The sequence below is a fragment of the Enterococcus sp. DIV0840 genome (assembly GCF_050527835.1).
Taxonomy (GTDB): Bacteria; Bacillota; Bacilli; order Lactobacillales; family Enterococcaceae; genus Enterococcus_L; species Enterococcus_L ureasiticus.
Window position 1 is genome coordinate 771169 of the sequence record NZ_CP172876.1, and the last position, 22364, is coordinate 793532.

General features: G+C 35.5%; 23 protein-coding genes and 1 pseudogene. 20 read left to right on the forward strand and 4 right to left on the reverse strand.

Going from position 1 to position 22364, the window contains the following annotated elements:
- Positions 1 to 11 precede the first annotated feature (11 nt).
- From IGL98_RS03610 to IGL98_RS03660, 11 genes and pseudogenes are all read left to right on the forward strand, one after another.
- Positions 12 to 341: a PTS sugar transporter subunit IIB gene (locus tag IGL98_RS03610; protein ID WP_206845262.1), complete on the forward strand. Its 330-nt coding sequence runs from the start codon at positions 12 to 14 to the stop codon at positions 339 to 341.
- A gap of 21 nt (positions 342 to 362) precedes the next feature.
- Positions 363 to 1720, forward strand: a pseudogene (celB, locus tag IGL98_RS03615) (PTS cellobiose transporter subunit IIC).
- Between the two features lie 15 nt (positions 1721 to 1735).
- Positions 1736 to 2254 (forward strand): GrdB-related putative oxidoreductase, encoded by a 519-nt coding sequence (locus tag IGL98_RS03620; protein ID WP_206845260.1) that lies wholly within the window; start codon positions 1736 to 1738, stop codon positions 2252 to 2254.
- A 243-nt stretch (positions 2255 to 2497) separates the two neighbouring features.
- Positions 2498 to 2944 carry a CopY/TcrY family copper transport repressor gene (locus tag IGL98_RS03625; RefSeq protein WP_069645703.1) on the forward strand — a complete coding sequence of 149 codons (447 nt, stop codon included), beginning with the start codon at positions 2498 to 2500 and terminating at the stop codon, positions 2942 to 2944.
- A gap of 36 nt (positions 2945 to 2980) precedes the next feature.
- Positions 2981 to 3181, forward strand: a complete 201-nt coding sequence (locus tag IGL98_RS03630; protein ID WP_206845258.1) for a heavy-metal-associated domain-containing protein — start codon at positions 2981 to 2983, stop codon at positions 3179 to 3181.
- A gap of 212 nt (positions 3182 to 3393) precedes the next feature.
- Positions 3394 to 5493 (forward strand): BglG family transcription antiterminator, encoded by a 2100-nt coding sequence (locus IGL98_RS03635; RefSeq protein ID WP_206913055.1) that lies wholly within the window; start codon positions 3394 to 3396, stop codon positions 5491 to 5493.
- 24 nt (positions 5494 to 5517) lie between these two features.
- On the forward strand, positions 5518 to 5823 hold the full coding sequence (locus IGL98_RS03640) for a PTS sugar transporter subunit IIB (RefSeq protein WP_206845247.1): 306 nt from the start codon (positions 5518 to 5520) through the stop codon (positions 5821 to 5823).
- Between the two features lie 30 nt (positions 5824 to 5853).
- Positions 5854 to 7143 (forward strand): PTS sugar transporter subunit IIC, encoded by a 1290-nt coding sequence (locus tag IGL98_RS03645; RefSeq protein ID WP_206913057.1) that lies wholly within the window; start codon positions 5854 to 5856, stop codon positions 7141 to 7143.
- Between the two features lie 14 nt (positions 7144 to 7157).
- Complete coding sequence (locus IGL98_RS03650; protein ID WP_206845241.1) at positions 7158 to 7559, forward strand: tetratricopeptide repeat protein; 402 nt, start codon at positions 7158 to 7160, stop codon at positions 7557 to 7559.
- Between the two features lie 23 nt (positions 7560 to 7582).
- Positions 7583 to 8446: a class II fructose-bisphosphate aldolase gene (locus tag IGL98_RS03655; RefSeq protein WP_206845239.1), complete on the forward strand. Its 864-nt coding sequence runs from the start codon at positions 7583 to 7585 to the stop codon at positions 8444 to 8446.
- A 4-nt stretch (positions 8447 to 8450) separates the two neighbouring features.
- Positions 8451 to 9068 (forward strand): AAA family ATPase, encoded by a 618-nt coding sequence (locus IGL98_RS03660; RefSeq protein ID WP_206845235.1) that lies wholly within the window; start codon positions 8451 to 8453, stop codon positions 9066 to 9068.
- 78 nt (positions 9069 to 9146) lie between these two features.
- On the opposite strand, the gene IGL98_RS03665 is transcribed toward IGL98_RS03660, so the two are convergent.
- From IGL98_RS03665 to IGL98_RS03675, 3 genes are all read right to left on the reverse strand, one after another.
- Positions 9147 to 9626, reverse strand: coding sequence for a GNAT family N-acetyltransferase (locus IGL98_RS03665; RefSeq protein WP_206913059.1), 480 nt, complete (start codon positions 9624 to 9626; stop codon positions 9147 to 9149).
- Positions 9627 to 9877: 251 nt separating this feature from the next.
- The gene (locus IGL98_RS03670; protein ID WP_206913061.1) at positions 9878 to 11260 is read right to left on the reverse strand and encodes a DUF5808 domain-containing protein; all 1383 of its coding nucleotides are present in this window, start codon (positions 11258 to 11260) and stop codon (positions 9878 to 9880) included.
- Positions 11261 to 11274: 14 nt separating this feature from the next.
- Positions 11275 to 11649, reverse strand: coding sequence for a GntR family transcriptional regulator (locus IGL98_RS03675; RefSeq protein ID WP_069645687.1), 375 nt, complete (start codon positions 11647 to 11649; stop codon positions 11275 to 11277).
- A gap of 147 nt (positions 11650 to 11796) precedes the next feature.
- Here IGL98_RS03675 and IGL98_RS03680 point away from each other — a divergent pair, with 147 nt between their 5' ends.
- From IGL98_RS03680 to IGL98_RS03690, 3 genes are all read left to right on the forward strand, one after another.
- A complete protein-coding gene (locus tag IGL98_RS03680; RefSeq protein ID WP_206845218.1) occupies positions 11797 to 13125 on the forward strand; it encodes an aminopeptidase C in 1329 nt (442 codons plus the stop codon).
- Between the two features lie 801 nt (positions 13126 to 13926).
- Positions 13927 to 14262, forward strand: coding sequence for a DMT family transporter (locus IGL98_RS03685; RefSeq protein ID WP_206845215.1), 336 nt, complete (start codon positions 13927 to 13929; stop codon positions 14260 to 14262).
- Positions 14259 to 14573, forward strand: a complete 315-nt coding sequence (locus IGL98_RS03690) for a DMT family transporter (RefSeq protein WP_206845214.1) — start codon at positions 14259 to 14261, stop codon at positions 14571 to 14573. The genes IGL98_RS03685 and IGL98_RS03690 overlap by 4 nt, the downstream gene beginning before the upstream one ends.
- A gap of 164 nt (positions 14574 to 14737) precedes the next feature.
- Here the strand turns inward: IGL98_RS03690 and IGL98_RS03695 are convergent, their stop codons facing one another.
- Positions 14738 to 15307, reverse strand: coding sequence for a recombinase family protein (locus IGL98_RS03695; protein WP_069645683.1), 570 nt, complete (start codon positions 15305 to 15307; stop codon positions 14738 to 14740).
- A gap of 466 nt (positions 15308 to 15773) precedes the next feature.
- Between IGL98_RS03695 and IGL98_RS03700 the strand changes: the two genes are divergently transcribed.
- The 6 genes from IGL98_RS03700 to IGL98_RS03725 all read left to right on the forward strand — a co-directional run bounded on the left by IGL98_RS03700 (position 15774) and on the right by IGL98_RS03725 (position 22359).
- Positions 15774 to 16526 carry a signal peptidase I gene (locus IGL98_RS03700; RefSeq protein ID WP_206913062.1) on the forward strand — a complete coding sequence of 251 codons (753 nt, stop codon included), beginning with the start codon at positions 15774 to 15776 and terminating at the stop codon, positions 16524 to 16526.
- A 91-nt stretch (positions 16527 to 16617) separates the two neighbouring features.
- A complete protein-coding gene (locus tag IGL98_RS03705) occupies positions 16618 to 17667 on the forward strand; it encodes a BsaA family SipW-dependent biofilm matrix protein (protein ID WP_206845208.1) in 1050 nt (349 codons plus the stop codon).
- Between the two features lie 36 nt (positions 17668 to 17703).
- The gene (locus IGL98_RS03710; protein WP_206913063.1) at positions 17704 to 18465 is read left to right on the forward strand and encodes a hypothetical protein; all 762 of its coding nucleotides are present in this window, start codon (positions 17704 to 17706) and stop codon (positions 18463 to 18465) included.
- Positions 18466 to 18524: 59 nt separating this feature from the next.
- The gene (locus IGL98_RS03715) at positions 18525 to 19397 is read left to right on the forward strand and encodes a BsaA family SipW-dependent biofilm matrix protein (RefSeq protein ID WP_206845191.1); all 873 of its coding nucleotides are present in this window, start codon (positions 18525 to 18527) and stop codon (positions 19395 to 19397) included.
- A 16-nt stretch (positions 19398 to 19413) separates the two neighbouring features.
- The gene (locus tag IGL98_RS03720) at positions 19414 to 20073 is read left to right on the forward strand and encodes a hypothetical protein (RefSeq protein ID WP_206913065.1); all 660 of its coding nucleotides are present in this window, start codon (positions 19414 to 19416) and stop codon (positions 20071 to 20073) included.
- Positions 20074 to 20109: 36 nt separating this feature from the next.
- Positions 20110 to 22359, forward strand: a complete 2250-nt coding sequence (locus tag IGL98_RS03725) for a vWA domain-containing protein (RefSeq protein ID WP_206913068.1) — start codon at positions 20110 to 20112, stop codon at positions 22357 to 22359.
- The last annotated feature ends 5 nt before the right edge of the window (positions 22360 to 22364 follow it).

Sequence of the window (22364 nt, forward strand, 5' to 3'; positions counted from 1 at the left end):
GAGAGAAGAACATGAGTAAAAAAAAGATTTATTTATTTTGTGATGCAGGGATGTCTACAAGCATTATGGTCAATAAAATGATGGAAGTCGTAAACAAGCATCAAATGCCGTTAGAAATCACTGCATTTCCAGTTGCTAGAGCGCAAGAAGTAGTCGATCAGGAGAAACCAGTCGCTATTTTATTAGGTCCTCAAGTCCGCTTTTTACTTGAAAAAACGAAAGAACAATTTGCACCACAAGGAATTCCGGTGGCTGCGATCACACCAGAAATTTATGGTATGATGGATGGCGAAAAAGCCTTAAAAGAAGCGTTGAAACTAATTAAATCAAATAAAAAATAACGAAGAGTGGAGCGTGTCTATATGAAAAAGTTTTTGGATTGGTTGGAACGTATTTTGACACCGATGGCTAAAGTCATTGGGGAAAACAAATATCTTGTTGCGATTCGTGATGGCTTTTTATTATCCACTCCTTTACTGATCGTAGGATCGATTTTTCTTTTGATTGCAAACTTTCCGCTACCTCAATGGGATCAGTGGATGTCAGGGATTTTAGGAGCTGATTGGGCGGAGCATATGGCGGTTCCTGCTAATGCAAGTTTTGATGTGATGACGATTTTGGCGGTTGTGGGAATTGCCTACAGTTTTGGCCGTCAATTTAAAGTGGATGCGATGCAAGCTGGTATCATTTCGCTGGTATCTTTTTTTATCGTAACGCCTTATTACACTGAGTATACGCTGGAAGGAACAGAACAATTAGTTGAAGTTGCGAGTCTGCCATTAAAATGGATGGGATCTAACGGATTATTTTTAGGAATGATCGTAGCGTTGATTTCCACACGAATTTTTGTTTGGGTTTAAGTAAAGGTTGGACGATTAAAATGCCAGATGGTGTGCCGCCGACTGTAGTGAAATCCTTTGAAGCCTTGATTCCAAGTTTTATTGTGGTCATGATTTTCTTTGTTGCAGATTGGCTGGTTAGTTTAACTTCTTATGGAAACTTACAAGCAATTATTTTTGATTTCTTACAAACGCCATTATTAGCTTTAGGAAATACACTTGGAGCGATGATCATTGCGTATGTTTTTTTACATTTTTTCTGGTTCTTTGGTATCAACGGAAGCAGTGTTGTTGGCGCTGTTTTTAATCCAGTTTTAAGAGCATTATCAGTTGAAAATTTAGATGCATACAAACATGGACAAGAAATTCCTAATATTATTACAGGACAGTTTCAAGATATGTTCGCTACATTTGGTGGTGCTGGTTCGACCCTTTCGTTGATTGTGGTTATGGTTATTTTCTGTAAGAGTCAACGGATCAAAAAATTATCACAGCTGTCTTTAGTTCCTGGGATTTTTGGCATTAATGAGCCGATTATTTTTGGACTGCCGATCGTTTTGAATCCATTGATTTTAATTCCTTTTGCATTGGTGCCGACGATTAATATCATCATTGCGTATTTTGCAATGGACTGGGGACTAGTTCCTTTAACAAACGGTATTCAGTTACCCTGGACCACACCAATCATATTTTCAGGATTTTTGGTAAGTGGCTGGCAAGGAGCTGTTTTGCAAGCATTATTGTTTGTTTTAGGTATGTTCATCTACTATCCATTTGTCAAAGTAATGGACGATCAATATCTACGTGAAGAAGCACAGGCAATAGAAACACAGGAAGAAGAAGAGATTAATTTTGATGATTTTGACTTTGATGATATTTAGAAAGAAGGTTCTTTGATGAAAAGAATTATAGTAGTATTAAACCATGTGCAAGCTGGGATGGGGAGTGATGAAAATGCTCATTTAACTCCTGGCGGTAAGAAATCAGCGATGGGACCAGGTCAAACACTAAGTCCATTTTTTGAAGAGAATGACGCACAAATCGTTGCGACTCTTTATTGTGGGGATCAGTATTATTTAGAAAATCAAGAAGAAATGACGAAAAAATTTGTAGGCTTTGCCAAAAAGTTTGAAGCAGATGCCATTCTTTGTGGTCCGGCAATGCAGTATCCTAACTTTGGAGAAATGGCGGCTAAATTAGCGATTTCTTTTAATCAATACGGAATTCCAGCAATTGCGTCAATGTCTGTTGAAAACCCAGCGACAGAGAAATATAAAAAACAAATTCCAATCGTTAAAATGCCGAAAAAAGGTGGCATTGGCTTGAATGATTCATTTAAAAATATGGCACTATTGACTGCTAAAAAAGCACACGGGCAAGACACAACAACAGTAGAAAAAGAGGTTTGCTTTTGATATGTTCAGCTTATCAAACCGTTCAAAGCAGATAGCACTCTAATCAAACTCCTATAAGTAAGTGAAACAGACGTAAAACAATGCTCGTGTTTTACGTCTGTTTCTATAGATTGAGAGTCAGAGCAAAAATGGAGGGAATCTTCCCTTTGACAAACTACAAAAAAAGAGCTATTATCAATATATCGATTGACTACATATGTAGTTTTTGAAAAGCATCAAAAAACAGTAAAAAGGAGACTTTTTATGTCAGATAATAAAAAAACATTAAATATCACTGATGCAGAATGGGAAGTCATGCGTGTTGCCTGGGCGACGAAAGAAACAACAAGTAAAGAAGTGACAGATATTCTTAATGAAAAAACTGAGTGGAAAAGTACCACGGTCAAGACGTTACTGAGCCGCTTAGTTGATAAAGGGATGCTAGGAACAACTCGTAATGGTAATAAGTTTACGTATTTTCCTTTAGTTGAGGAACGGAAAAGCATCGAGGCACTTTCTAAAGAAATGCTGACTAAAGTCTGCAGCAAAAAAGTTGGAAGTGTGCTTGAATCAATAATCGAGGATAGTCTATTGAGTTTTGACGATATTGATCGCTTGGAAATATTACTAAAAGAAAAACGAAATTCAGCGGTGAAAGAAGTACCTTGCAACTGTATAAAAGGACAGTGTCAGTGTCATTTGATTCGTTAGGCAGGAGTACTAAAAAAATATAAGGAGTGTTTAACAATGGAAAAAACAGTATCGATCAATGGAATGAAATGTGACGGTTGCGTAAATATCGTCAAAGAAAATTTCGAAAAAATTGCAGGGGTTCAGTCTGCTAGTGTTGATTTAGAAAAAAAATCAGCATCTGTAACAAGTGATAGAGACATTTCTAATGCTGAATTACAGAATTCATTATCAGAAACAAAATTTACTGTTGAATAAAAACAGGCTGAGATAAAAGAATCTTTATTTAAAAAGTGTGGCGCAAAACAAAAACAGTTTTGCGCCAGGCTTTTTTTGTATACTAATAATGCGACTATTCAATTGCAAATAAATGGCTGCGCTTACATTTTTGCAAATAAATGTTGCAACAATCTCCACTAATCAAATGAACCGTCCAACTATATAATGAAATCAGACAAGGAGAGAAACAAATGAAAGATCGTACAATACAAATACTTAAACGGTTTATTAGGTCAGATTATTCTTTGACTCTTGATGAGCTAAGTGAGGATTTTCAAATCAGTAATCGAACAATCAGAAATGAGATTAACGAAATCAACGTGTTTCTCATCAGTCATAAAATGCCAGAGATCAGAACAATCCGAAATAAAGGAATGCTTTTAACACTTGATCAAACTGAAAAAAAACAACTAGATACGATTATTGATGAAAAAAATGAATTCGATTACTTAAATCGTGAGGAACGAATTTTTGATTTGATCTTGGCTTTTTCTTTATCGGAACATCCTATTTTTTTATATCAAAAAGAATCGGAGTATCAAATATCAAAAAGCACAATGGACGAAGATATGCGTAGGGTCAGAAGTATTCTCCTAGAGTATGGCATAGAAGTGTTGAGTATTCCTAAACAAGGAATCATTCTAAAAGGATCGGAGCGAACGATTCGAACAATGATTTACGATGTAGTCAACCAATCAATTGACAGCTTGCGGTTTCTTGATGAGAAGGATGTAGGATTGAGCGTTTCAGAAAAACATTTATTTCGCTATATTCCTAAAAATGTATTGAAAAAAATAGATTATATCTACCATCAAACGATCTCTTCAAAAGAAGATATTTATCGAAATCAACTTGTGATGTTTACGGCTATTTGGCTGAGTCGTTATTTAAGGCAAGATTTAATTGTAAACTCTGATTGGGAAGTATGGGATACGGATCAAAATAAGCTTAGAACTTCTTTTGTCGATCAACTTTGCCAAGCTTTAGCAGTTAGGCCGCCGAGATCGGAAAAAAATTATATCATTTTTATGTTGGAGACCTTTAATACTGGGAGTATAAGCAGTTCGGTTGAATGGGTACAAGCTCAATTATTGTCGATTCAACTGATTCAATATGTCGAACAAATCACCCAAATTCCTTTTTCAAAAAAAGAGGAATCACTGCATGAAGGTTTATATCGACATATGGCTGGTTTGATTAGTCGGGTAAAGAGTGAAATACAGATTTTAAATCCCTTAAAAGAAACAGTTAAACGCTATTATGGAAATATTTATTTTGCTATTGAAAAATTCGCTCCAACGATTGAAGCAATCACCAAAAAGCATCTTAGTGACGATGAAATTGCGTTCTTGACGATTCATTTTTCTACTTCCGTAAGTGCAATTAATCAAGAACTGAAATATATCTATAAGGCGGTTGTAGTTTGCAATCATGGAACCGCCACTGGACGATTATTGGCGGAACATTTGAAAGAACTATTTAACATTGATGTACTAGCTGTTCTGAGTACAGGAGAGCTGGATTTAATCAAAAAACTAGATGTTGATTTGATTTTTTCAACACTTAGTTTAACCTATTTCGAAAAACCAATTTTAGTAGTAGATCCAATTATCAAAATAGAAAGTCGGAAAAAAGTTCAAGAGTTTTTAGAACGAAACAGACAATTTAAACGTTTGGTAAACAATGACAATGACTCTACTGAGTTATTTTATAAAGTTCTTGATTTGATTAAAGAAAGTGGCGGAACGATTTCTAGCAATATCTATCAAAATTTAGAGAAGACTTTTGATAAGAATCATTTAAAGATAAATAAAAGGGAGTTGCAGCCAATGCTGAAAGATGTCTTAAAGAAAAGCGATATCTTATTATTAGAAAAATGTCCGGATTGGAAGAGTGCGATTCAACGAGTAGCTCGTCCATTATTAAAAGAAGGGTGTATAAAAGAGTCCTATGTAAATGCAATGATCGCCTCTGTTAATGAATTTGGTCCGTATATTGTGATGGGGAAACATCTTGCTTTGGCTCATGCAAGACCAGAAGATGGCGTAAATAAATTAGGCATAAGTGTAGCTACTTTAGCAGAGCCTGTCGTCTTTGGAAATGAAGCAAATGATCCAGTCAAGATTATATTTTGTTTGGCGGCAGTCGATTCGTTTTCCCATCTGAATATTATGAAAAGTTTGATCGAGCTGATCAATGACGAAACAAAAATAACTCGATTAACTAACTGCACCAATATAACTGAATTTGAAACGATTTTATACGAGGATGAGTTAAAAGAAACAAAATAATAAAAACGATAGGAGCGTATAATCATGAAAAAACTAACTATTTTATTTGTTTGCGGAGCAGGCTTAGGGAGTAGCTTTGCGGCACAAATGGCAGCAGAAGATGTACTAGATCAGAAAGGGGTCGAAGCAAAACTTGAGCATACAGATATCTCATCGGCAGTTTCTATGAATCCAGATATCATTATCACCGCTCAAAATTTTCAAACACAATTCGAAAAGTTTAATATTGACGAAGAAAAAACAGCGATTATCTATTTAAAAAATATTGTTTCAAAAGCAGAGATAGATGAAAAAATCACACCCGTTTTACAAGCAAAAGGCGCTATTTAACGAGAAAAATAGAATGGAGGGGCACATATCATGGGGGTAATTAATTTTATCATCGAAAATATTTTGACGCAGGCATCAATTACGATCAGTTTGATTGCTATGTTAGGTTTGATCCTACAAAAAAAATCGATTGGACAAATTTTATCAGGGTCATTAAAAACCTTGTTAGGGTTTCAAGTTTTAAGTGCTGGTTCTAGTATTATTGTGGGAAGTTTGACTTATTTTGGTGAAATTTTTACAGAAGGATTTCATATGCAAGGGATCATCCCTTCGATTGAGGCAATCAACGGTCAAGCGATGAATGAACTTGGTTTAGGGCGAGACATTGCGTTAACGTTTCTGGCAATTTTTGTATTTAATATTTTGATTGCTCGTTTTACAAGATGGAAATACATTTTCTTAACAGGTCAAGCGATTTTATGGATGGCGACAATGACGACAGTTTTTGGGTATTTTGCAGGACTTCGCGGAATCGTGTTAATTCTTGTTGGTGGATTTATCGGAGGAGTTTTCGCTGTTGCAATGCCAGCGATCGCACAACCGTTCATTCGAAAAATAACAGGATCAGATGATATTGCGCTGGGTCATTTTTGTACAATTGGTTATTTATTTGAAGCAGGAGTTGCTTGGATTTTTGGAGAGCGTGGGGAAAATAAAAAGTCAGTTGAAGACCTTAAATTACCAAAATCTTTTGAGTTTCTTCAAGATACCTATTTATCTGTGATGGTCGTGATGGTTCCCTTATATATTGTAACCGTGTTGTTTGCAGGAGAAACATTTTCTTCAACATTATCAGGAAATCAAAACTATATTATGTTTGCCTTCTTACAAGCAATCCAATTTGTGGTCGGTGTTTATGTTTTATTAGCAGGTGTTCGTTTATTGCTTGGAGAAATCGTACCAGCATTTAGAGGGATTGCGATGAAATTGGTACCGAATGCCATTCCAGCTTTGGATTGCCCTGTGTTTTTTCCGTATAGTCCTAATGCAGTGATTTTAGGATTTATTACGACAACAATTGGCGCTGTTTTAGCGATGTTTATTTTACCAACCTTTGGATTAGCCATGATTCTACCAGGAATGTTGACGAACTTTTTCGCAGGAGGAACAGCAGGAATTTTCGGAAATGCAGTTGGGGGTAGACGAGGAGCGATTATTGGCGGAATCGCACATGGATTCTTTATTACGTTGTTACCAGCTTTGTTGGTGACGATATTCAACAGTATGGGCTTTATCAATGCCACAGCGACTGATGTGGATACCGTTACAGCAGCGCTACTATATGCTTGGATCATTAGTCCAATCATGAAAGCATTCTAAAAAGAGGTGAAAATATGTTTGATTTTCTGAAAAAGAAAAAAACAAGTATTGTGAAAACGGAAGTAGCACAGAGTTTGACTGAGAATCAAAAAAATGACCTTCGTAAAGAAATTAGCCGACTTACAGCGGAAATCAATGAATTAGAACTAGCGGATAGTGCATTAGCTGAAAAACACGAAGAGGTAGGTTTACTCTTGGCACAGCTAGATGAGATCGACCAAGCAATTTCAACGCTAGAAAAAAGTCAGTCTTATAAAAATAGTATCGGATCAGGCTATAAAAAATTGATGAGTTTGTACAATCAAAAACGAGCGGAGGCTGCAAGAAGCGGTGATGATGCTGGTATTGAACAATGGATGAACAAGATGGATGACATGAGACAAATCGCTAAAAAAGTTACAATCAGCGGTCAATAAATTGATAGATTGGGGAGAAATAGATGTATACAACATTGAAAAACGTCACAAAAACAGCAGAAGAATTGAACTTTACCGTAGGGGCTTTTAACGCCCACAATTTAGAAATGTTACCAGAAATGATTCGAGCAGCCAAAGAAATGGGGGCTCCGATCATTATCCAAACCAGTGTAGATACGGCAAAATATATTGGTTATGATGTATTAGTTTCTGTCGTTAAGACTATGGCTGAAAAGGAAATGGTTGATGCAGTGCTTCATTTAGATCATGCAAGAAATTTTGATGACATCAAAGAAGCAATTGATCTTGGCTACACATCGGTCATGTATGATGGTTCTCATTTGCCTTTTAAAGAAAATATTTTAAAAACAAAAGCTGTGGTGGAATATGCTCATAAAAATGGTGTTTCTGTTGAAGGTGAGCTAGGAACAATTGGTGGTACTGAAGAGGGCATTCACGTAGATGAGAACGACAAAGTCTACACAAAACCAGAAGATGCACTTACGTTTGTACAAGCTACAGGAATCGATGCTTTAGCGATTGCAATCGGAACAAATCATGGTCAATTTAAATCAAAAACAGAAGTCAATATACCATTATTAAAAGAAATTCATGCACGTGTTGACATTCCACTTGTCATCCACGGCGGAACAGGTGTAAAAGAAGAAGATTATCCAGAATTAATCAACAATGGTATCCGTAAATTCAATGTTGGTACGGAGCTATTAGTGAATTGGACTAAAAAAGCGAAAGAATCCTTTCAAGAAACAGCAGTTAATAAATCCTTACGCTACAATGTAATTCCGGCCAATGAAGCGTGTCACGATATCGTCAAACATAAAATAGGCTTGTTTATGAATGCCAAAAATCCAATCCATATAGGTTAGCCCAATGAAAAAATTTTTGATCCTACTTGCTGGTAGTCCCGCAACAGGGAAAACCTATCTGATTCAAAAAATCAGTGAACAAGTTCCGAATATCCTCTTGATTACACCAGATGAAGGCAAGGAGTTGTTCGCAGATTCAGTTGGTTTTGATACGCTCGCTGAAAAGTCACAGTTGGAAAAGCGAGTTTGGCACTTTTATTATGGTATTTTAGAATTATATATGAATGCTGGAAAACAAGTAATCGTATCGGAATATCCATTTAGTGACAAGCAAAAAAATAAACTTGCAAAACTAGCACAAACTTATGAATACGAAGTGATTACGATTCGTTTAGTAGCCGATTTCGATGTGTTATGGGAAAGAAGAAAAGTACGAGACCTAGAACCAGATCGACATCTCAGTCATTTAATGACGCATTATCATTTTCTTGATCGATTAGACGATCGTAGTAAAGCAGATAATCATATTTCAAAAGAAGAATTCAAAGAAATAATCCAAACTAGAAAATACGACCAATTTCAGTTGGGGGAAGTTCATGAAATTGATGTCACAGATTATAGGAAAGTTGATTATAGCAATCTGCTCGAATACCTAAAAAATAAAATCGAATGTGGCATTTGAAAAATACTAATCAAAATAGAGACTTCTACTGAAGAGCATTCAGAGAAGCCTCTATTTTGAGGTGATGGAACGAATCACTTATTTTTTATCTCTATGATATACCATCAAATAATTCATCAGCATTACACCATTACGATAGTTTACCTTTTGTTCCACTAATTCAAATCCAAGAGATTCAAAAAATGGTTTAGCTGTGATAGATGAATAAACCGTAAGTTCCTTGGCTCCAGCTTTCAATGCATGATCCATCAAATCTTTAGCCAGCATTTTTCCTATGCCGTAGCCGATCCATTTTTTATCTACATACAATAAATCAAGTTCACCAGCATCAGTGATATTGCCAAAGCCAATAACTTCCATTCGGTTTAAAGCAACAACGCTATAGCTCGACGAAAGTCTAGCGTCCCATTTTTCATAATCAGGATCTAACTGAACCAATTGTTCGATTTGTTGTTGTGTATAGTCTTTTTTATTAATTGCTTGAACAGTTCCGTTAAATATAGCAAGTATGTTTTCTAAATCAGATTTTTGATATTTTCTTAAACTGAATACAGTCATTATTTCTTCACTCCTATTCATTAAGCTTAGTTTAATCACATAATAGAAATATGTCAAAGTATAATTGAAAGAATATAGCATTTTTTAGTAAAACAATCTCATCTAGTCAATTTTACTAAATGTGTGAGGAGACTTTATGGAGGAGATAAGCAACATTTTCGATCACAGAATCTGTATAGTTCAAGAGACAAAGTAGAAGAATAAATTCAAAAAAAGTTAGGAAAAGCATAATATCTTTTCCTAACTTATTTTTATTTCCCTAAATTATCTTTGATATTCTGATAGTATTTTTCAGTTAATTTACTATCTTTATTTGTATAATAGTACAGCTTATCTTTAGTCTTGATTTCTAAAATCGGTTTTTTATCTGCTAAAACAAGCAAATAAGCAGGTTCGGAATTAACCTGAAATTCCCCAGTTAAATAATTTTCTGTCGCTGTTCCGTAAATCCGAAGTTTATCTTTCGGTAGGCTATCAACCAGTTCTACTGATTCAATATCGTTCCAATCAATCTGTCTGCGTTGACTTAATGGTGCGGATAGGGCGATTCCATTGTCCGTTGTAGTCAATTCAAATGGATTAGTTGAAAAATCACTGATCAGCATCGGAATACTTGCTGCGATCAAAGCAACCAAAACCAAAACGCCCGTCACTCCTAAAGTGAATTTTCCAACAGGTCTACCTAAATTGACAGAGATATTCATTCCAACACGATCAGGTACCATGATTCTTTTATCATTTGGATTAATATAGACTCCATACTTCCAATATTGATCCTCATCGCTGTAGCGGTATACCTTGGCTTGCGCAATTAGTTGATCTTGTTTTTTCCTAGATGAGAATAAATAATAAAAAGTGAAAATGACAAATGCAAGAATAAGAACAGCATAACCAATTGAAAATACCATCATTCGTTCATAAGGTACCATAACAGAACCGATTGACATAAAAGCCAAGGGACTCAAAACCAATGCTGAAACAGCCATTAAAACAGACCAATGATGACGCATTTGATCATTGACATTTTGATTGATCGTTTCATCGCTTGTTACTGGTTTAACCGGAAAACGAGCAATAAAATAGTAGAAAAGTAAAAATATTCCTGTTATAAGAATTGAAATAAGGCCAATAATCCATGTGCCATTAGACAAACCAAGTGTTTTAAAAGAATAAATACAACCTGAAAGAGTAATGAAGATACTTGGTAAAAACCACCAAATAGAAATCAATTTCCGATTTTTATTTGCTACTAATTTTGTATCGACTAAAATCGGACTTGTAGGTAAAATCCAATTGTTTTTGACTTTTACAGTCGTCATTTTACGAATATAAACAATCTGTAAGTAAAAAGAAGCCCCGATAAAGCCGATCATCATCACGAGAAAATAGAGCAAAGTCAAAGAATCATAAGAAATCAATAAAATCGGTAAAGCGATAATAGTGAAAACCAAAGCCAATTGCAGTAACCTTTTTTTGTACGTCTTACTAACGAATAAAACTTGTTCATCTTGAAGTTTATCTTTCGGTAAAGTTGTTTCTAATATAACGTTCTTATGCGGATTTGCAGGAATTCTTCCTGTAAATGCCATTAAAAAGTTGACCCCAACAAGTAATAAATAGAGAAAGAAATTCATTTTCAACACACCTTTTACTGTTCAAATTTTTGATAAATCTGTGTAACTTCTTCTTGTATCGTATTTTCTGAAAGTTGATGAATAGAAGCTTCTGCTAATAATAGTTCTAATTCTTTTAAAAATCGTTCTTGAAAAGAAGGTTCAAGTGATTGTTTTTCAGCAACTTTAGTGCCATTTCTGCGATCTGTTAAAATATAGCCATCGTTTTTCAATAAAGTGTAAGCTTTTGAAACAGTCATCATATTTACGCCAATTTCGTCAGCCATTTGTCGAACAGAAGGCAGGACTTCGCCAGGTTGTAGCTTATTTGTTGCAATGCCAATGATGAGTTGATTACAAATCTGTTGATAAATCGGTGTTTGGCTTTGAGTATCTATCTCTAATAACATGTTTTCACCTCTTTTTTAACTCTTTGTATTACGTATGATAATACAAGTGATGCAAAAAAAGCAATTTTATTTTATTAAAAACTTGAGAGATTGAAAATTCAGGCATATAATGAAAAAGGAATACGATGAGTGAAAGGATGAATCAATATGTCAGTAATCGAACCTACCGTAACAAAAAAATTTCACGACACATTTGTGGAAAACAATAAACAAAATGCCTTACAACGTGGCGTTGTCAAAAATGGTATTACAGCTTCTGCTCAAAATCAGAGTGCAGAAGTAAATAATGTTCCCGTTTTTTCAGTAGATCTTGCAACTGGAAAAGTAGCAAATCAAAAACAAAGCGGACGTTGTTGGATGTTTGCAGCCTTAAATACATTTAGACACAAAATGATCAACAGTTTTAATTTAAAAGATTTTGAACTTTCTCAAAACTATACATTTTTCTGGGATAAATACGAAAAATCAAATTACTTCTATGAAAATATCATTGCAACAGCTGATCAAGAATTAGACAGCCGCAAAGTGGCTTTCCTATTAGCAACGCCTCAACAAGATGGCGGACAATGGGATATGATCGTTTCTCTTTTCCAAAAATATGGGGTTGTGCCAAAAACAGCTATGCCTGAAAGCAGTAATAGCTCAAATTCTCGTGACCTAAACAATTATTTAAATAAAAAATTAAGAAAAGATGCAACAATTTTACGTGAGTTGATAACTAGTGGAAAAACAGCGGCAGACGTTCAAACGGCCAAAGAAGCAATGCTAGGAGAAGTCTATAACTTTTTAGCGATTTCATTAGGGACACCACCAGAAACCTTTGATTTTGAATACCGCGACGAAGAAAAAAATTACCATTTGGATCAAAATTTAACGCCGCAATCATTTTATGAAAAATATGTGGGTGTGAATCTTGATGACTATGTAAGTGTGATCAATGCACCAACAGCGGATAAACCTTACAATCAAACCTATACAGTAGAAATGTTAGGGAATGTTGTAGGCGGCAAAGAAGTGAAATATATCAATGTTGATATGACGACATTCAAAAAATTAGCAGTAGCTCAATTAGAACAAGGAGAATCTGTTTGGTTTGGCTGTGATGTGGGTCAGTCTTCTACAAGAGGTAGTGGGATCATGTCTCTAGATGCATATGACATGAATGATTTATTCGATATTGATTTCACTATGACGAAGGCTGAACGTTTAGATTTTGGTGAAAGTTTAATGACCCATGCGATGGTTTTAACGGGTGTGGATCTGATTGATGGCGCATCGGTTAAATGGAAAGTAGAAAATAGCTGGGGGGAAAAAGTTGGCGATAAAGGGTTCTTTGTGATGAGTGATACCTGGATGGATGAATATACTTATCAAATCGTTGTTCGCAAAGAATTATTGTCACCTGAGTTACAAGAGGTATGGAAACAAGAGCCAATTGTTTTAGCACCTTGGGATCCAATGGGGGCTTTGGCATAAAAAAATAGTGCTTAAAGGCACCTTTTTCAGTGAAGATTTCCCATCTCCTATGAGGTGGGACTTTTTTATTACCCTAAGTATGCGGATATTTTCAAAAAGATTTTAGTGTGTTATAATTTGTATAAACAAAAGAAAAGCGCTGACATTACTACCGCCTAAAGTAAGTAATATCAACGCTGACTGATTCACTAGGAATCTTTTTTTGATAAGATAAGTGTATCATATGTTGATTAGATTTACAAAATCATGAGACAAAAATTTTCAGAATTATCTGATTGAATTAGACTTTCTATAAAAGAACACTATTCTCAGTAAAGCAGTTAGAATAAATATCGGTAAAAATGGTAGGATTGCCAGACATTATATGCGTATAATAAGGCCTAAATGGCAATTTAAGCATTTTTGTTAACTTATTAAATTTTACTTAATAAATAATAGAGAATTTAGCTATTGCCAATTTGTTTATTATGGAGTAGAATGAGAAACAGTTTCAATAGATTGAACGAATAAAACTAAATCAAATAACTTTTGATAACCAGCGCCGGCTGCTTATCAGTAAAAGTGTGGATCGACAATTCTTAGGCCATAGATAGAATTGTTGATTGACACTTTTTTTAGTTGTTTTTTGAAACATGCCAAACAATACAATAAAGTGATGAGTGGTTGTTATTTGGTTCAAGGGAATGCAAAGTGAAACGTTATTCTATATGGTATGTAGCTTCACGAGCTATGCTTCGAGTTCAACAAATCCTAAGCGCTAAACTAGCCCGCTCAGCTTTAAAAATTAAGGAGGTTTTTTATATGAACAAGGATTGGATAAAATTAATGATTGGTGCGTTTTTCGAAGTCTTATGGGTCATCGGAATGAAACATAGTAATACGTGGTGGGAGATAGTATTGACTATTGTTTTCATTTTTATCAGTTTTTACGCATTGATAAAAGCTGGAGAAACGTTACCTGTTGGAACAGCTTATGCGGTATTTGTTGGATTAGGCACAGCAGGTACAGTGATTACAGGTATCCTATTTTTTGGTGAAGAATTTAAGCTATCAAAAGTATTACTGATTGTAGTATTACTAATTGGCGTGATGGGCTTGAAATTTGTCACAGGAGAGAAAGGAGCGAGTCAAAAATGAGTTGGGTATTTTTAATGGTCGCAGGAATTTTTGAAATGCTAGGCGTTGGATCAATCAATCGCTTCAATTTAAATAAAGACAAACAGTCTTTATTCCTATTATTACTTACATTTGGCAGTAGTTTTATTTTTCTTTATTTAGCCATGAAGAGTTTGCCGATGGGGGTTTCGTATGCTATTTGGACAGGTATTGGTGCAGCTGGGGGAGCCATTTTAGGAATGCTTTTTTATGGTGAATCTAAAGATTGGCGCAGAATCATTTTTATTGGGATTATTTTAGCATCCGTTATTGGGCTGAAATTGATTGGTTGATACATTTAAAATTGAGGCAAAGATAAATAGAATGTATTTATCTTTGCCTTGTTTTTTTAGTATGTACTACCTATGTTAAATAAGTTGGATAGCTACTTTGCATTCTTAAGACTAACTGATTATTCTTAGTTTTTCCATTGTTTTTTATGTACAGATACTGTGTGTTAGTTTACTTTTCTGAGTACATTTTGTTTTTTTATATGGTTATAAACCGTTGGCACCGAGAGATTACATTTTTTCGCAATTTCAGGAACAGATAAATCTGAATTAGTATACAGTTCCAATGCTTCTTTTACCTCTTGAGTTCTGGGTGGACGACCCAGTTGTTTGCCATTTTCTCTGGCAGCGTCAAGGCCGGCCATTACCCGTTCACGAATCAATTCTGCCTCCATTTCGGCAAATGCCCCCATAACGGTGAAAAAAAAGCGTCCCATTGCTGTCGTTGTATCGATATTGTTTTGAATACTGACAAAGTGAATATTTCTCCGATCAAATTCTTCTAATAAATTCAGCAACTGTTTCGTTCCTCTGGACAATCGATCAAGCTTAAAAATAACCAGTGTATCACCTGATTTTAGACAGGACAATACTTTATTTAGCTCACTTCTAGATGATTTACGACCACTTTCTCGTTCTTTATAAATGAAATCTACGCCATATCGCTCGAGCGCTTTTTGCTGAGAATCAAATTTTTGTTGATGCGTACTGACACGCATATAGCCGATCACTGCCATTAATAAACACCTCTAAATGATTGATAGTTGGATTGCTACTAGTAAAAAAATTGTAATGTTGTTCACTTATTCAGTGATTGAAACAACTGAATGGAAATTGCTAAACACCATGATCACCGCCCTTTAGATTGACAATACAAAGAGTAAAAAATTTTTTTTTAAATGCTATTGACTTTCAGTTTCCTCTATAATAAACTAATGTTTTTTATAGAGCTGAAACGCCTGCGATTTTTTTTAGAGGAAACAGTTTAGAAATACGCTATGAAGGGATTTACTCATTCAAACGTATTTCTTTTTTGCGTTTTAGTTGATTTTCTCAATATCATTAGTTTTTTGGACTCCTCAAATGACTTCAATTCACTAGTGAGAAGCCTTTTTTATTGAGCTTATACTAGTTGATTTTTTTGATTGTTAAATGGGGAATCATTGTTTTTGGAAGTACAAGGCAAAGTGAGGGTTTAGAAAAATGAGAGAAGAGCGAAACATGAAACAACAACCGAATAAAAGAAAAAGAACTGCGAAATCATCAGCAAAGCAAGCAGTAAATGGAAAAAAAAGCTCGAATCATTCAAAACCAACAGCCAAATCAGTAAATAAGAAACCACAAGCTAGGAAAAATAAAAAAAAGCAGGTTCCTATTTCTAAAAGAAAGAAAAGTATCGCTCATCATAAGCCCAAAAAAACTGTTTATACACTATTATTTAACGTTATTTTTTATGGCTTTATTTTGTTTGTGGTGATAGGATCAATTATTTTTGCAACTACCAAAAATGCGGATAAGAGCGTTTTAGGCCATCGATTCTTAGGTGTGCTAACGGACTCAATGGTACCTAGAGATCCTGAAAAACAAAAAGGAGGATTTCATTCTGGGGATGTGATCATTATAAAAAATATTGCAGGTAATGAGGCTGAAGTGGGCGATATTATCACATTTCGACCAAGTATCAAAAGCCAAGCATTTTTGACTCATAGAGTGAAAGAAAAGTTAGACCACTTAGGTGAGACAAAAGGTACCTACTATATCACGCAAGGGGATGCTAACTTAGCGGAAGATGTCCCAGTTAATGAAAAACAAGTGATTGGGAAAAAAATCATAGTGATTCCAAAAATAGGTGCATTTCTAAGCTTTGTCCGTGAAAACCCGTTCGTATCAATTATTTTTTTGATCTCGGTTTTTGGCTTTATAACAATCATCAGATACTACATTTTAAATAAATAAAAGGTATTTACTTTTTTAATAAAGGGAAAAAGACGATTCTGTCACCATTATTAAAAAGTTAATAATAAAAAAATGGGGAGGAACTTGAAAAATGAATAAAAACAGAAAGAAAAAAATCCTTGCGTTGGCGAGTGTTTTTGCACTTGCTGCAATAGCGGTAGCAACATTCGCATGGTTTACCAGTGAAGCCCAAAAAACCAACCACTTTGAGGGACAGATTGCAACAGGAAAAGACATTGAAGTGGTGGAAACGTTTGAGCCGCCGACCGAATGGGATCCAGGTTCAGAAGTAAACAAGGATGTAGCAATTCAAAATATAGGTGAATATAAAACCTTGACTCGTGTCTCTTTAGCAGAGTCGCTGAAACTTTTGAAAGACCATCAAGCAAAACCAACAACAGGTGCTGAAATTGAAGGGAAAACAAAGAAAGAAGTTTATGTGTTGCAAGGTACAGAGGCTCCAACTGGCTTCACAGATTCTAAGTTTGACAGCACTGGTGCACCAAAAATCACTATAGCTGCCGGCGATTTCGCAGGAACTTACACATTGAAAGTCAAAGAAAAATCTGAAACCGTTGGAACAAAAACAACGTACACCTATCGTTACGCTTTTGAAAAAGGCGGCTCTTTATACTATGCAAGCGGCATTGATGGATTTGTTCGTAATGCGACAAATCAAATCAGCGTAAAATCTGGAACACCTGCACTTAGCTACGTATCACTAGAATACAAAGATGCTGAAGAAAAGGAATGGACGCAAGCGCCTATTTATGCGCCAACATTCACTGCAGATGGTACGTTGATTTGGAATGCACCTGCAGCGACAGGATCAGACAACATCCAAATTTCATTCAACAATATCACAACAGATCCAACTGTTGCAGACAAATGGTATTTCAATGCAGCCGATGGATATTTCTACTATACTAGCGTACTAAATCCAGGTGCTAATACAACACAATTGATGGATGCAGTCAAATTACTAGGTACAGCAGGAAATGAATACAGCAAATTGAGCTATGACCTAACCGTAAAAGGTGAGGGCGTTGCAGCCTATAAAGATGCTGTAGATGGTTGGTTACCAGCTGGTGTCAACGATTCTTTAGCAACTGCGCTAAAAGCATTAGTACCTGCTAAATAATTTAAAAACAGCTACCTATTTTGAGGAGGGAAAAGGATGAAAAGAAGAGACAGAGGAGAACAGTGGTTGTTGGTATGGCTATTTTTGCTCATCAGTCTGTCACTTGCTTTAAAACCTATTGAAGTAAGTTCTGAGTCCAATCTTCCTCCTGGAATAGTTGCTGGTGATGATCAAGGCATCAAAATAAAAAATGACGGTCAATATCTCGTTGAGATTCAGGATGTAGCACCAGGGAAAAAATGGTCCACAAAAATCACAATCATCAATATTGAAAAAGACATCCCCTATCTCTTAACAATGAACATAAGCAAACCGACAATAGTCAAAGGCTCATTAGACTTGTCCAAAGCGATTCAGATGACATTGATCTACGATGACAAAGAAGTCTATAAAGGCCCCTTATCCGGCGTAAATAAAATGTTAAACCTCCAAGACCAATCAACTCCATTAAATCTTGGTACATTTAAAGCCGGCGATACAAAAATGCTGGAAGCGCACTTTGAATTGGATGGGAAATCGTATACCAACAGAGATTTTTTTGAAAAGAATATTGTGGAGAATATTTGGTACTTTAAAGCCATAAAAACGACTTTACCTGATACCTCAGATCCAGATCAACCAGAGAAACCCTTTATAGAAAAACTAATAAGCAAGCTAAGATTGCCAAATACAGGAGAAGAGTGGCGCAATGCGTTGATTTTTTCGTGTATAGGCTTGTTCTTGATATTAATTACTTTATTGATAGTTAAACACAAAAAACAGGAAAGAAAACCTCGTAAAAAGAAACGAACACATTAGCAGTATGAAAGTAGGAAGTGGATTTCTTAGAACGATCAAATGATAGGAGGCGGAGTAGTGTGAAAAAGAATAAACAAAATTCTGTCAAAAGAAACAAACGAAGAAAAAAGAAACAAGCGAAAATAAACACTAAATTGATTATTTCAGTCTGCACATTTCTCTTTTCTGGTTTGATGGTTCTAGGAAGTACATATGCTTGGTTCGTCTCAGCGGATAGTGAGGTCAATCATTTTGTTGGAACAAGACTGTCAGCCGAAATCGTAGAAGAATTTGAACCTGAGTTTGAATGGCAACCTGGTTTAACAACAAAAAAAATTATTCAAGTCAAAAACACTGGTAATATTCCAGCATTTGTTCGAATCAGTTTATATGAATACTTATTAACATTCAAAATAGATACCACGGATCAAACCGGCAATGGTAATTTATCAATTTCTCCTAAAGAGGTGTCGCCAACCGTTGATCAAAAGAACACAGAATCATGGCGGCCAGCGGCTAATGCTGGAGGTACTTATTTACATGAAGGTAAAAATCTTATTGCTGCAAAAGCGATCGTTCCGAGCCAGCTTACAGAAACTGAAATGTATAAGTTCAATGATAGTGCCAGAGATAAAACTGAGTTACGTTGGTTTCAATTGACCTTTCCCGATAATGTTTATGATTCAACACCTCCGAGTGGAACGAAAGAGTATTGGTTATATAAAGACGGATATTTTCACTATTCTGAGTTGCTTCAGCCTAATGAAGTAAGTGCGGCCGTATTGAATAATGTTCGATTAAGTTCCAATGCACCCAACAAATTTAAAAGTTCTCTCTATCAATTAAACCCTGTAATGGATGCACATGACGGAACAAAAGGACTTTTAAGTACATGGGATATCGGTACCTCAGGAGAGATATACAACATGTATCATGATCGTTTAAGTGACTAAAAGGAGTGGATAGAGCGTGAAAAAAAAGCAGACATCAAAAAAGTATCCAAGCGTTAAACAGCTCTTTTTATTTACAGGCTTTTTAGTGATGCTTGTCAGTCTTTCCTTTGGACTATATCAAACCTATGCCGCCTTAACGGATAGTGATCAAAAGCAGAATGAATTTAGGCTTGGCGACTTTCAAACTTCAATAGAAGAGGAGTTTGATCCACCAATGACATTTGAACCTGAAAAAGAGTATTTAAAAAAAGTATCTATAAAAAATACTGGCGAACAGGAAAGTTTTGTACGCGTCTTGGCACTACCTGTCCTTACAAAAAAGCAAGCGAATGGTTCAATCACACTATTACCAGCAACCATTGATGGACCAGCTCCTATCTTAAGTATTGATTACAATTTAAATGACTGGATCGATGGTGAAGATGGCTATTTTTACTATAAAAAGAAACTAACAAAAGGTGAAAGTACAACAAACTTATTTACCAAAGTGAAAATGAATCAAGCCAATATCACCGAAGACTATGCAGGAGTCATATTAACGTTTGAAGTCAAGGCAGAAGGAATCAGCACAACAAAATTTGCTTATAGAGATGCTTGGTGGGGTGGGGAAACACCGACCATTAATCCAAGTTTAGAGATAGATGATCAATTAAAAAATCAAACCATCAATGAGTAGAATTAAAATTCTAAGGACAGGAAAGAGGGCGCCGCTTTGAAAAAAAGAAAAAAAGGTCAATTGATTTCTTTGAAATGGTTCATGCTGATTGTTTGCTTGATCGGTTCAATTTATGTGGCACAATCCTCATTGTCGTATACGAATGCTCCCATTAAAGCCGCTAAAAAAACAGAGTTGCAGCCAGGACAAATAGAATTAAGTAAAACAGCTGAGCCGGTAGCTGGGATGGTCAATCAATGGGATATCACGCTTCGTATCGAAGGTCGTAATCAATTTCCGCCACCACCGACAGATATCGTTTTGATCATCGATACATCAGGAAGTATGAAAGACAATGATCGCATGATCAAAGCAAAGACTGCTGCTGAAAAGTTCGTAAATCTAGTTTTACATAAAGATTACGAGAATAGAATTGCGCTTATCACTTATAGCTCAGAAGTTACAAATTATACATTTAATGAAAGTGGTTGGAGCAAACAATTTGTTGACTCTAAACATAAAGGGTTATTGATCGATAAAATAAAAGAATTAGAACCAGTTGTGAATGGTGGAACATTTACTCAAGCCGGCATTAAATCTGCAACTGAAGTTATGGCAAAAGCTAAGGGGAAAAAACGAAATGTTGTGCTGATATCAGATGGTGTTCCAACTTATAGCTACCCACCTACTGAACCATATAATCAGTTGATTGGTATGGATAAATTTAATTACAAACAAGATGACTATACCTATTACGAAAGTGTTAAAACAATTCCAAAAGAAAAATTCAATTATAACAAAACCTATGGAAATGGTGTGAGATATCGGAACGGTGCATTTGCTCCTGAGTATGAACAAATGCCGACAAATTCCAAAAATCGATTAATGGCTAATCATGCGCACAGTGCAATTGCTGAAGCCACGATTACAAAAAACGAAAAAATGTCGAATGGTGAGTATGTAGTGACCGATTTTTATACGATCGGTGTGGATATGGATTCCACCTCTCAAGATGATGAAGTTGTCAGAGGAAATCAAACAATGAAAGAGATTGCTACTTCTGAAGATAAAAGTTTTTCTGCAACAGCAGATAATTTAGAAGATATTCTTAGTAGTATTGCCGGAGAAATCGTGGGGGCAATCAAATCAGCATTTGTTGTCGATCCTATGGGACTAGGTTTTGAAATGGAGGGGGATGTCAACGCCAGTCAAGGGACCACTGAGATTAAAGAAGTCATTGGCCGACCAACGATTAATTGGAATGTCGGAACACTCAAGACACCCGTTTCTAGTGATCCTGATGAAGATGTTATGTTTGCTGAGATAAAGTATCGAATCAATGCTGTGAACGACATCTTAAAGCCAAATATCATTGATTCCAACGGCCTAGCCGCAACAAATGGTAAAACGACGATCGTTTATAAGGACTATAGCGATGAGATCGAGCAAACCGAATTCGTTGTACCTAAAGTCAAACCGATCATCGTTAGTTTGCAAAAAAAGTTACACGATGAAAAAGGTGAAGAAATAGATGATCGAACGGAATTGTTTGATTTTAACTATGGTAAAGATCAATACACAGCAAATGATCGCTTCTCCCTTTACTCAAATGAGGTCAAAAAAATAGTCCATCCATGGAAAGCCGATCAGAATTACACAGTAGAAGAAGTATTAAAAGCCAATCAAGAGTATGAAACAACAATCAACATCAATGGTTTAGCGGCGACTACTGGGGGAAAAAGTAGCTTTAAATTCGCACCCAATGTAGATGCCTACGCCCATCAACAAATCATTGTTACAAATAAGAAAATTCCAGAAAAGAAAACAGTTGTTTTGAACATCCGACAAAGTGTGCTTAAACCAAATTCAGAGTTAGTCATTCCATCAAAAGGATTTTACCAATCTGTGATCAATGAAACACAGCAAAAGCTAAATTTAATTTCTGCAAGTACGACTAAGGATTCAGCAACTGAGATATCCCAAGAACTCTTTACAAAATATGAAATCACATTAGCGAAACAGCAAGAACAACTTAAAATCAAGGATCTGATTCCGGAATATTATACATTTTTTGCTTATATCGCAACCACGACAAATTTGGATCTAAACATAACGCATCTCTCTAGTAACACTTCAGCTTTAGTCAAGAATAATGAAGCTATTTTAGATTATCAAAAAGATAATGAGTATTGGGTAACGATGTTCATCATACCAAATTTTGGGGAAGATAGTAATGAAGAACTCTTTATTTCACCTAGACCATATAGTTGGGATTACAAAGTGAACAAATTTGGTTCGTCGTTTTAATTTAA

What these genes read in the sequence shown, in the direction of transcription:
- IGL98_RS03610 (WP_206845262.1), top strand. Translation starts at nt 12, where the DNA reads ATGAGTAAAAAAAAGATTTATTTATTTTGTGATGCAGGGATGTCTACA.
- IGL98_RS03620 (WP_206845260.1), top strand. Translation starts at nt 1,736, where the DNA reads ATGAAAAGAATTATAGTAGTATTAAACCATGTGCAAGCTGGGATGGGG.
- IGL98_RS03625 (WP_069645703.1), top strand. Translation starts at nt 2,498, where the DNA reads ATGTCAGATAATAAAAAAACATTAAATATCACTGATGCAGAATGGGAA.
- IGL98_RS03630 (WP_206845258.1), top strand. Translation starts at nt 2,981, where the DNA reads ATGGAAAAAACAGTATCGATCAATGGAATGAAATGTGACGGTTGCGTA.
- IGL98_RS03635 (WP_206913055.1), top strand. Translation starts at nt 3,394, where the DNA reads ATGAAAGATCGTACAATACAAATACTTAAACGGTTTATTAGGTCAGAT.
- IGL98_RS03640 (WP_206845247.1), top strand. Translation starts at nt 5,518, where the DNA reads ATGAAAAAACTAACTATTTTATTTGTTTGCGGAGCAGGCTTAGGGAGT.
- IGL98_RS03645 (WP_206913057.1), top strand. Translation starts at nt 5,854, where the DNA reads ATGGGGGTAATTAATTTTATCATCGAAAATATTTTGACGCAGGCATCA.
- IGL98_RS03650 (WP_206845241.1), top strand. Translation starts at nt 7,158, where the DNA reads ATGTTTGATTTTCTGAAAAAGAAAAAAACAAGTATTGTGAAAACGGAA.
- IGL98_RS03655 (WP_206845239.1), top strand. Translation starts at nt 7,583, where the DNA reads ATGTATACAACATTGAAAAACGTCACAAAAACAGCAGAAGAATTGAAC.
- IGL98_RS03660 (WP_206845235.1), top strand. Translation starts at nt 8,451, where the DNA reads ATGAAAAAATTTTTGATCCTACTTGCTGGTAGTCCCGCAACAGGGAAA.
- IGL98_RS03665 (WP_206913059.1), bottom strand. Translation starts at nt 9,626, where the DNA reads ATGACTGTATTCAGTTTAAGAAAATATCAAAAATCTGATTTAGAAAAC.
- IGL98_RS03670 (WP_206913061.1), bottom strand. Translation starts at nt 11,260, where the DNA reads ATGAATTTCTTTCTCTATTTATTACTTGTTGGGGTCAACTTTTTAATG.
- IGL98_RS03675 (WP_069645687.1), bottom strand. Translation starts at nt 11,649, where the DNA reads ATGTTATTAGAGATAGATACTCAAAGCCAAACACCGATTTATCAACAG.
- IGL98_RS03680 (WP_206845218.1), top strand. Translation starts at nt 11,797, where the DNA reads ATGTCAGTAATCGAACCTACCGTAACAAAAAAATTTCACGACACATTT.
- IGL98_RS03685 (WP_206845215.1), top strand. Translation starts at nt 13,927, where the DNA reads ATGAACAAGGATTGGATAAAATTAATGATTGGTGCGTTTTTCGAAGTC.
- IGL98_RS03690 (WP_206845214.1), top strand. Translation starts at nt 14,259, where the DNA reads ATGAGTTGGGTATTTTTAATGGTCGCAGGAATTTTTGAAATGCTAGGC.
- IGL98_RS03695 (WP_069645683.1), bottom strand. Translation starts at nt 15,307, where the DNA reads ATGGCAGTGATCGGCTATATGCGTGTCAGTACGCATCAACAAAAATTT.
- IGL98_RS03700 (WP_206913062.1), top strand. Translation starts at nt 15,774, where the DNA reads ATGAGAGAAGAGCGAAACATGAAACAACAACCGAATAAAAGAAAAAGA.
- IGL98_RS03705 (WP_206845208.1), top strand. Translation starts at nt 16,618, where the DNA reads ATGAATAAAAACAGAAAGAAAAAAATCCTTGCGTTGGCGAGTGTTTTT.
- IGL98_RS03710 (WP_206913063.1), top strand. Translation starts at nt 17,704, where the DNA reads ATGAAAAGAAGAGACAGAGGAGAACAGTGGTTGTTGGTATGGCTATTT.